The sequence below is a fragment of the Pseudoduganella sp. RAF53_2 genome (assembly GCF_052113985.1).
Lineage (GTDB): Bacteria > Pseudomonadota > Gammaproteobacteria > Burkholderiales > Burkholderiaceae_D > Rugamonas.
The window spans coordinates 1-8,941 of sequence record NZ_JBFRDW010000201.1 but is presented as its reverse complement, the minus strand read 5'-3'; the positions used below and the strand labels follow the sequence as shown (position 1 = coordinate 8,941).

The following is an 8,941-nucleotide window of genomic DNA, read 5'->3' as shown; positions in this document are numbered from 1 at the left end:
GCAGGCGCATCGCGGGCCGCTGCCGCGAACGCACCGTCCGCCGTGTCGTCCGCCGCTGCGGGCGCATCGGCGGCCGCGTCTTCTGCCGGCTCTCTCGCCGCTGCGCTGTCTTCGACGTCTGCTGGCGCCGCGCGCAATGTGCCGTTGGCCGGCGCTCCGCAGGGCGCTGTGCCGGAGAAGTCGCTCTTTGAAGGCGCCGTTCGCGCGCTGGCCACGCAATGGGGCGTTCAACTCGCGGCAGGCGAGGGCTGTCCCGAGGCTGCAAAACAAAACCTGCGCTGTCTGCTCACAAAAGGCGGCCTGAGTGAGATCAAGCTACTCGATCGTCCTGTGCTGATCAAACTGCGCGACGATCCAACCCGTCCCACGTTCGCGCTGCTGACCGCGATGAACGGCGACCGTGCCACGCTGTCGATTGGCGCCAAACGTGAGTCCGTGACGCTGGCGTCGCTGGAAGCGCGCTTTGATGGAGGCTTCCTCACCTTCTGGCGTGCACCACGTACCTGGCGTGATGAAGTGTCGTCCGGCGACAAGGGCCCGGACGTCGATTGGCTCGCGCGCCGCCTCGCCGAACTGCGCGGCGCCAAAAAGCCGAAGGATAACCAGCCACTGGATGGCGTCACGCTACGTGCATTGCGCGATTTCCAGGTCAGCCAGAATCTGAAGGCGGACGGTGTAGCCGGTCCGAAGACCTTCATCCGACTCAACCAGCTGGGCGGCGTGCAGGAGCCGCGCCTGAGCGCGCAGGCGATCGCAGGAAAATAATATGTCCTACATACTCGAAGCATTGAAAAAGGCGCAGGCGGAGCGGCAGATCGGCGAGACGCCGTCCATCCACGCGCCCACCATGACGCCAACGCCGGCAGTCGACAGCACGGGCTCGCGCAAGCCGATGATGGTCGCGGTGGGCCTGCTCGGCGGCGCAGTGGTCGTGCTGGGCGCAATGCTGCTGATGCGCCAGCAGGGCAGCGCGCCCGCCGCGTCTGATACGCCTTCCGTCGCGACGCCGGCGATCACCGCATCCCCCAACGCGACGTCGGCGATAACTGCATCGCCCAATGCGACGCCGGCGATAACCGCATCCCCCAACGCGACGCTTGCCACCGCGCCTGTCGCGCAGTCGGCACCTGCCAGTGCACAGCCATCAGTTCCGTCGCCCATTGGGGAACAGCGCCCAGCCGCTCAGGCAGCAGCGACGCGCATAGGAGAACAGCGCCCAGCGGCTCAGGCAGCGGCGCCTGTCGCGCCAGCGCCGGATCTGCGGGCTGATATGGCCGCCGCCACGCCAGCACCAGCGACACGCGCGTCGTCCGCTGTTGCGCCAGCGGCAGCCGCGCGCGCCAGCCAGCCTGTCTTGGAAGGCCGCAAGAATGCTGGCGCTGACGCGACGCACGAAAAAGTCACTGAGGCGGCACAGGCGGCACAGAAGCCGCAGGGCGGGTCAGCCGCCGCGCCGACACAAACCGCGCAAGCCGCTCCGGCGCCGGCCGCTGTACCCGCCCCCGCGGAGGAGCCGGTGCAAACGCTGCGCGACCTGCCCGAGCCCATCCAGCGCGCCATCCCGCAAATCACGATGGGTGGCTATATGTACTCGAAGAATCCCGCCGACCGGCTGATCCTGATCGACAAAACCCTGCGTAAGGAAGGCGACGAGGTTGCGCCTGGTCTGCTGCTGGAGCGTCTGTTGCCGCGCGCGGCGGTGTTCAGCTTCCGCGGCTATCGCTACAAGGTGCCGCTGTGACTGCGCGCTGTGTGATCGGCGTGGTTGGCCCGTCGGGCAGCGGCAAAACGACGCTGCTTGAATACCTGGTCGCGCGGCTGGCGGAGGAGGGCTTAAAGGTCAATGTGATCAAGCACAGCCACCACGACTTCGAGCTGGAGCCGCCGCGCAAGGACAGTGCCCGTTTCCGCCAGGCCGGTGCTGCCGAAGTGATGATCGCATCGCCATACCGCTTCGCCATCATCCACGAGTTGCGCAACGCCCCCGAGCCGGCCATGGACGAGCAGCTGGCGCGCCTGGCCCCAGCCGACCTGACCCTGGTCGAAGGCTTCCATTCTTGGCCAATTGACAAGATTGAAGTGCATCGCCCGGAGGTCGGCGCAGCGCGTTACCTGGAAGACAAGTCCATCAAAGCCGTCGCCAGTGACCAGCCGGCGCCCGCAGGGCTGGAGCCAGCCCTTGCCTGGCTCGACCTCAACCGCCCGGAGTCGGTGCTGGACTGGCTGCGCACCCAGCTCAAATAATTTGCAGCGAAACCCTAAAGTTCCCCAAAACTGGTCCGTAAATCAGGATAAGTACAAATGGAGAATTACCATGGACGTTTCCAGCATTGCAAATCTCGCTACCACTATGGCTGACACCGGCACCCGCCAGGAAGTCGGCATTGCCGTGCTGAAGAAAGCCCAGGACGTGCAGGCCTCGACCGCCTCCGCGCTGCTGGAAGCGATCCCGCCAGCGACTCCGGCTAGCAACCTGCCAGCTCATCTGGGCACGCGCATCAATACCACGGCCTGACCCAGCGTCCGGCCCCGCAAGAAACCCGCAGCGCCGTGCAGGCGTCAGCGGGTTTTTTTTCGCCCGCGAAAAAATTTTCAAAAAAGTTGTAAGGATATCTGTTGGCTGCGCGACAATCGTCCAGTCGCAGACATCTGCGTCCGATTCCAGCTCACTGAGCTGAAACTTTCACCTGAGGAGATACACCATGAACAAGCGTCAAGCCCTGATCGCAGCAGCCCTGGCCACCGTATGCGCCGCCACCGTTGGCACTGCTTCCGCCGCCGACAAGAAAGACCAGGAAAAGTGCTACGGCATCGCCAAGGCCGGCCAGAACGACTGTGCTACCGCCAACGGCTCGCACAGCTGCTCCGGCCAGGCCAAAATGGACAACGCACCAGCCGACTGGAAATACGTCGCTAAAGGCACTTGCGAAAAAGCCGGCGGCAAAATGAATCCGCCAGCAGGCAAGTAATCAAGCAGGGAACGGAGCCATGACGCATTCCATCAACAGCAGCCTGTCCGGTGCCGGCATCGGATTGCGGGCTCCGCACTACCGCCAATTCCTCGAGCAGCGGCCGCGTGCCGCCTGGCTCGAGGTCCACACCGAAAACTATCTCGACCAGGCCGGCTGGGACTTCCACGTGCTGCAGGCGCTGCGCCGCGATTATGCGATCAGCATGCACGGCGTGGGACTTGGCTTAGGCTCAGCGCGCGGCTTTTCCGAACGCCACCTGGAACGCGTGCGCAGCCTGGTGCAGCGCATCGAGCCGGCGCTGGTTTCTGAACATTTGTGCTGGGGCGCCGTCTTCGACCGCCACCTGAACGACCTGCTGCCGCTGGCGCTGGACCACGCCGCGCTTGATCTGCTGAGCGAGCGGGTCGGACGCGTGCAGGATGTGCTGGGCCGCGCCATCCTGCTGGAAAACGTCTCGACCTATGTGCGTTTCAGCAGCGACGCCATGAGCGAGGCCGAATTCCTCGCCGAGCTGTCGCGCCGCACCGGCTGCGGCTTGCTGCTGGACGTGAACAACCTGTACGTCAACCAGTGCAATCACGAAGAAGATGCGCTGGCGGCGATCAAGGCCATCGCAGTCGGCACGGTCGGCGAAATTCACCTGGCCGGGCATCTGGTCACGCCGGATGCCGTGATCGACCACCATGGCGATGTTGTCGCCGACCCGGTGTGGCGCTTGTATGAGGCAGCGCTGGCCCGATTCGGCGCGGTTCCCACCCTGATTGAATGGGACACCGATATTCCCGCCCTCGAAGTCCTACAAGGCGAGGCGGCCAAGGCCGAAACCCGCCTGGCGACCGCCAGCCAAGCCCATGTAGTCTTTGGGGTCAGGCACCAAATGGTACATGAGGCCGCTTCGGAATCGGCTGAGCCGCTGGCGCTGGCCCAACAGCAGTTCAGCGACGCACTGTTTGCGCCCGAGCGCGAAAATGTGTTGCGTCCCCATTTAAAGCATGGGGAGCGCTTTGCGCTGTATCGCGGCAATTTGAGCGCGACGTGGGCGAAGGCGCTGGGTGCGGCTTATCCGGTGATTCGCCAATTGGTGGGCGATGAATTCTTTGATGCCCTGGCCCGCGAGTACGGCCGCGCGCATCCCTCGGAGGATGGCGATCTCAATCGCTTTGGCGCGCACTTTGCGGCGTTCCTGCAAGGCTTCGAGCACGTGCAGGACTTGCCTTATCTGTCCGACATGGCGCGATTGGAATGGTCGCTGCATCGCATGCATTACGCACCGGCGACCGCAACCCTGGGCGCAGAAGCCCTGGCGGCAATTGCGCCGGAAGATATCGAGTCGGTCACGCTGGCGCTGCCGCCAACCGCGCAGCCATTTGCTTCCGCATGGGCGGTCGTCCCGCTGTGGCTCGCGCATCAGGGGGAATGCGAGTTTCCGCAGGAGATGCGCGCCGCAAGCCAGGCGCTGCTGGCGAGGCCGGACTGGAAAGTGCGTGTGATGCCGCAAAGCCCGGCCGCGCACGCCGCGCTGAGCCTGCTGCAGCAAGGCGGCACCTTCGGCGCAGCCCTGGATGAAGCTTTCGAGCGCGATGAGGAATTCAACGTCGCTGCCCATTTACAGCAATGGCTGGAGCAGGGCGCATTCAGCGCCGTCCGCCTGCCGATTGGAGAACCAACATGAACGCAATTCTCGGCGTGCACCGCCAACTGTCCCGCTTCGACGCCACGCTCAGCGACTGGGGTGCGTCCATCGCCAGCCTGGCCCTGCGCTGGTACATCGGCTGGCAATTTTTCAAAGCGGGCCTGACCAAAATCCGCGAGTGGGACGCGACGCTGTCCTTGTTCCAGGATGAATACCATGTGCCGCTATTGCCGCCTGAACTGGCGGCTTATATGGGCGCAGGAGGAGAGTTGATTCTGCCGCTGCTGCTGTTCGCAGGCGTGATCACGCGTCCCGCCGCGCTGGCATTGTTCTTCGTGAATGCGATGGCCGTGATTTCGTATCCGCAGCTGTTCTCGTTCGAGTGCCCAGCCGCGATCAACGATCACTTCTATTGGGGTTCTGGCCTGCTGTTGCTGGTCGCGTTTGGACCGGGCCGCTTCTCGCTGGATGCGATCCTGAAGAAGCGGCAGGGCTAAGACTTAATGGAAGGCGCGCATGACCTTGGCTTCGCCAGTCTTGTCGCAATGGGACAGATTGGCTTCATGGGTCGCTTCAATCATGCGACTGACTTGAGCATCTTCGAAACGCTCCAGTTCAGCGGTGGCGGCCAGTAGCGCCTGTGCCAGCTTGGCGCGGGCGCTCTGGTAGAGCACGCTGGTGTAGTGGTCGGTGTTCTTGAGCAGCTCTTCCGCGTTTTCGATGACTTGTCGCAGATCACCGATCAAGCGTTCCTGAGTCTGCATATCGCGTTCAGGGCTATCCATGCTGCTCCCCTTCCGGAAGGTGTGGTCAGGCGCCGTCCGCGCCACCTTCGCCGATCACCGTGATATGCACGTCGCCAACACGGACCTGCTGTCCTGCGCGGATCTTGCAAGTTTTGCGCAATTCCTGCTTGCCATCGACTGAGACCTGACCACTGGCTACGATCTGCTTGCCGGCCCCACCGCTGTCGCACAGTCCGACTACTTTCAGGAGCTGATTCAGCTCGATGTACTCGGATGTCAATTCAAAACTCACTCTCTGCATTTTATCCTCTTTGTGTTGGGCTTGCGCTCGCATTGCTCAGTGATGCGGCGTTTCCGCGCAACATTAACCTTTGGCGCCTGGCTTGGTCATTGCCAAAGGATTAATCCATTGCTCGAATTGATCGGCCGTGACGAAGCTCAGCGCCAGGGCCGCTTCTTTCAGCGTGGTGCCCTCGTGCTGCGCCTTCTTGGCGATTTGAGCGGCGCGATCATACCCGATATGCGGAGCCAGCGCTGTCACCAGCATCAGGGAGCGCTCCATCAGGTCGGCGATGCGTGCATGGTTCGGCTCGATACCGTGCGCGCAGTGTTCTTCGAAGCTCAACATGCCATCGGCCAGCAAGCGCGCACTTTGCAGGAAGTTATGCGCAATTAGCGGCTTGAAGACGTTCAGTTCGAAGTTGCCGGAGGCGCCGCCGACGGTGATGGCGACGTCATTGCCAAACACCTGGCAGCACAGCATGGTCAGCGCTTCGCATTGCGTCGGATTGACCTTGCCCGGCATGATGGAGCTGCCCGGCTCGTTCTCAGGAATGGTGATTTCGCCCAGGCCGGAGCGCGGGCCGGACGCCATCCAGCGCACGTCGTTGGCGATTTTCATCAGCGCGGCAGCGAGGGTTTTAAGGGCGCCGTGGGCGGCGACGAGGGCTTCGTGTCCCGCCAGCGCGGCGAACTTGTTGCCGGCGCTGCGGAAAGGCAGCTTCAGGTTGTGCTCCAGCTCGGCTGCGATGCGGGTTGCGTATTCGGGATGCGCGTTCAGGCCGGTGCCGACCGCGGTGCCGCCGGCCGCCAGCTCCAGCACGGCGGGCAGGGTGGCGCGGATGGCGTGCTCGGCGTAATCCAGCTGAGCGACGTAGCCGGAGAATTCCTGGCCCAGCGTCAGCGGGGTGGCGTCCTGAAGGTGGGTGCGGCCGATTTTGACGATGTCGGCAAAGGCGGTCGATTTTTCGGCCAGCGTGGTGCGCAGGTGCTGAAGAGCGGGCAGAACATTGGCAATCGCCTGGGCAGCGGCCACGTGGATGGCGGTAGGGAAGATGTCGTTCGAGGACTGGCCTTTGTTGACGTCATCGTTCGGGTGCAGCATGCGCGATTCGCCGCGCACGCCACCCATCAGCTCGGAGCCGCGGTTGGCCAGCACTTCGTTCATATTCATATTGGACTGCGTGCCTGAGCCCGTCTGCCACACCGCCAGCGGGAATTCGCCCGCGTGTTGGCCACGCAGCACTTCGTCCGCCGCCTGCATGATGGCGACGGCTTTGGCGTCGTCCAGCACGCCGAGGTCCAGGTTCACTTTGGCGGCCGCGCGCTTGACGCTGGCCAGGGCAGCCACCAGTTCCGGCGGCATTTTCTCGGTCGAGATCTTGAAGTGCTCCAGCGAGCGCTGGGTTTGCGCGCCCCACAGCTGGTTGGCTGGCACTTTGATTGGGCCAAAACTATCCTTCTCGATACGCGTTTCCATGGCTGCCTCGGTGTGGTTGTTGATCTTTTGATTCTAACCCGGCAAGGATTTTCCCGTTTGCAGGGGTTCATAATGGCGATTTTTGGCCGTTATAGTCGTTACGTCCCGGAAACTACTTTGACTATGCCTCGTTTTATTGCCGCTTCTTCGATTGCTCTTGCCTTGATCGCATCGGCGCCAGTGTGCGGGGCGGAATTGGGAGACATTTCCGTACGTTCGCACCTGGGGCAGCAGCTGTCGGCGGATATCGAGCTGGCTGATCTGACTGCGGCCGATCTCAACGAATTGCAGGTGCGGCTGGCGCGCCCGGATGTGTTCAAGGGGGCGAATGTCGCCATGAATCCGGCGCTGGCCGGGTTGAATATCGCGGTCGTGAAGCGCGATTCGCGCCGGGTCTTGCATCTGACCACGCTGCAGCCGGTGAATGCTGAGCTGGTGCATATTTTCTTTGAGTTGAGCAGTGGAGGGCGACAGACTATCCGCACGGCCAGCTTGTGGCTGACGCCGGAGCCGGCGGGGGCGGCTACGCCGCGCGTGGCGGCAGCGGCAGCGGCCACGGCCACGACGGCATCGGCCACCGCCACGACCACGACGGCATCGGCCACGGCCACGACCACCGCGGCCGCTGTGACGCCGATTTCAGCGCCTGCGCCTGTGCCCGCCGCGGGGATGGTGGCTGATAAGGTGCTTGCGGCATCTTCCGCGGCGGCAGGCGCTGCGAGCTTGCCGGCGCCCGCGAAAACGTCGCCCGCGCCAGCGCGCGTAGTTCCACCGGCGCGACCGATGTCGAGCATGTCACCGGACGAGGAAACGATGAAGGCCGCCGCTGAGCGCTCGTTCGCCGCGCACACCGGGCAAGCTGTGGCGCCAACTGCCGTGCCTGCGCCGAAGCCGAGTCCGTCGTCCGCCGTTGCCACGAAAGCCGCGACCGCTGCGCCAGCCCTAATGCCGGCGAAGCTTGCGGTCGCCCCCGCGCGTCCGGCGCAAGCCTGTTCGCCTGAGCAGCTGGAGGCGAGCACGCGGCAATGCGCGGCGGCGGACGCCAGCAATAAGGCGCTGACCACCAAGCTGGTCGATCTGGAAGGGAAGGTCAGGCAATTGCAGGCTGAGCTGGCAGCAAAGCCGTCGGCAGCGGCGGAACATGCGGCAGGCGCTCCGGCGAAGGAGGCGGCGGGCACGCCGGCGGAGCATGCGGCAGGCACTTCGACGAAGGAGGCAGTACGCGCTTCGGCAGAGGCCAAACCGGCCGAGGCGAAGCCCGCCGCTCCGCCGGCTGTTGCGGCGCAGGCGGCTTCAGGCAAGATCACGGATGCACGCGATGCGCATGCCAAAGTGGCAGTGCCGTCCGCATCGGCGAAGTCTGCCAGCGTATCGGCTGACGGCAAGATACAGGAGCCGAAGAAGATGTCCCGTCCGCGCCTGATATCGCTGATTGCCGCCGGCTCGCTTGCATTCATTGCAGTGATCGGCGTGGCAGTTCACTTCCTGCGCAAGCGCCGCTCGAAGGGTGGTCCGCTGAAGATCTGGCAATCGTTCCGCAAGAAAGAGACGCAAGAAAAGGCGGAAGAGTCCCAGGAACCAGTGCTGGAAGAAGAGACTGAAGCACCAATTGCGGTCACTGCGCAAGAGTAATAGCCGTTGCTTTTCCGCCCTCGACACAGAAATTTGAACTGCGTTATACTGGGTTCACACGGACCGGGTTCTGCCGCAGCCACCACCGATAGTGTGACGCGATAAGCAGAGCGACGTTGAAGAAACGACCTGGCCTGGAAGCTGTTCATAGCCGACTGAGCGCATATGAACGCCGGGTGCAACCGGCGCTGAGGCGACG

11 protein-coding genes are annotated in these 8,941 nt (G+C 63.6%); 8 read left to right on the top strand and 3 right to left on the bottom strand.

The annotated features are described in order from the left end of the window. The 7 genes from AB4Z11_RS13805 to AB4Z11_RS13775 all read left to right on the top strand — a co-directional run. A partial coding sequence (locus AB4Z11_RS13805; RefSeq protein WP_442025821.1) for a peptidoglycan-binding domain-containing protein occupies positions 1-765 on the top strand: 765 nt, incomplete at its 5' end. Position 766: 1 nt separating this feature from the next. Beyond that, the gene (locus AB4Z11_RS13800) at positions 767-1,741 is read left to right on the top strand and encodes a general secretion pathway protein GspB (protein WP_442025820.1); all 975 of its coding nucleotides are present in this window, start codon (positions 767-769) and stop codon (positions 1,739-1,741) included. Next, positions 1,738-2,244: a molybdopterin-guanine dinucleotide biosynthesis protein B gene (mobB, locus tag AB4Z11_RS13795; RefSeq protein WP_442025819.1), complete on the top strand. Its 507-nt coding sequence runs from the start codon at positions 1,738-1,740 to the stop codon at positions 2,242-2,244. Before AB4Z11_RS13800 ends, mobB begins: the two co-directional genes overlap by 4 nt. 70 nt (positions 2,245-2,314) lie before the next feature. Next, the gene (locus AB4Z11_RS13790; protein WP_442025818.1) at positions 2,315-2,515 is read left to right on the top strand and encodes a YjfB family protein; all 201 of its coding nucleotides are present in this window, start codon (positions 2,315-2,317) and stop codon (positions 2,513-2,515) included. A 187-nt stretch (positions 2,516-2,702) separates the two neighbouring features. Then, positions 2,703-2,969: a BufA1 family periplasmic bufferin-type metallophore gene (locus tag AB4Z11_RS13785; RefSeq protein WP_442025817.1), complete on the top strand. Its 267-nt coding sequence runs from the start codon at positions 2,703-2,705 to the stop codon at positions 2,967-2,969. Positions 2,970-2,988: 19 nt separating this feature from the next. Then, complete coding sequence (gene bufB, locus AB4Z11_RS13780; protein WP_442025816.1) at positions 2,989-4,644, top strand: MNIO family bufferin maturase; 1,656 nt, start codon at positions 2,989-2,991, stop codon at positions 4,642-4,644. Continuing rightward, positions 4,641-5,102 (top strand): DoxX family protein, encoded by a 462-nt coding sequence (locus tag AB4Z11_RS13775; RefSeq protein ID WP_442025815.1) that lies wholly within the window; start codon positions 4,641-4,643, stop codon positions 5,100-5,102. The genes bufB and AB4Z11_RS13775 overlap by 4 nt, the downstream gene beginning before the upstream one ends. A 3-nt stretch (positions 5,103-5,105) precedes the next feature. On the opposite strand, the gene AB4Z11_RS13770 is transcribed toward AB4Z11_RS13775, so the two are convergent. From AB4Z11_RS13770 to fumC, 3 genes are all read right to left on the bottom strand, one after another. Next, a complete protein-coding gene (locus AB4Z11_RS13770; protein ID WP_442025814.1) occupies positions 5,106-5,390 on the bottom strand; it encodes a DUF883 family protein in 285 nt (94 codons plus the stop codon). 25 nt (positions 5,391-5,415) lie between these two features. Beyond that, positions 5,416-5,652 carry an RNA-binding S4 domain-containing protein gene (locus AB4Z11_RS13765; RefSeq protein WP_442025813.1) on the bottom strand — a complete coding sequence of 79 codons (237 nt, stop codon included), beginning with the start codon at positions 5,650-5,652 and terminating at the stop codon, positions 5,416-5,418. A 63-nt stretch (positions 5,653-5,715) separates the two neighbouring features. Then, positions 5,716-7,110, bottom strand: coding sequence for a class II fumarate hydratase (gene fumC / locus AB4Z11_RS13760; RefSeq protein ID WP_442025812.1), 1,395 nt, complete (start codon positions 7,108-7,110; stop codon positions 5,716-5,718). Positions 7,111-7,305: 195 nt separating this feature from the next. Between fumC and AB4Z11_RS13755 the strand changes: the two genes are divergently transcribed. Beyond that, positions 7,306-8,742, top strand: coding sequence for a type IV pilus assembly protein FimV (locus tag AB4Z11_RS13755; RefSeq protein WP_442025811.1), 1,437 nt, complete (start codon positions 7,306-7,308; stop codon positions 8,740-8,742). Positions 8,743-8,941: the final 199 nt, after the last annotated feature.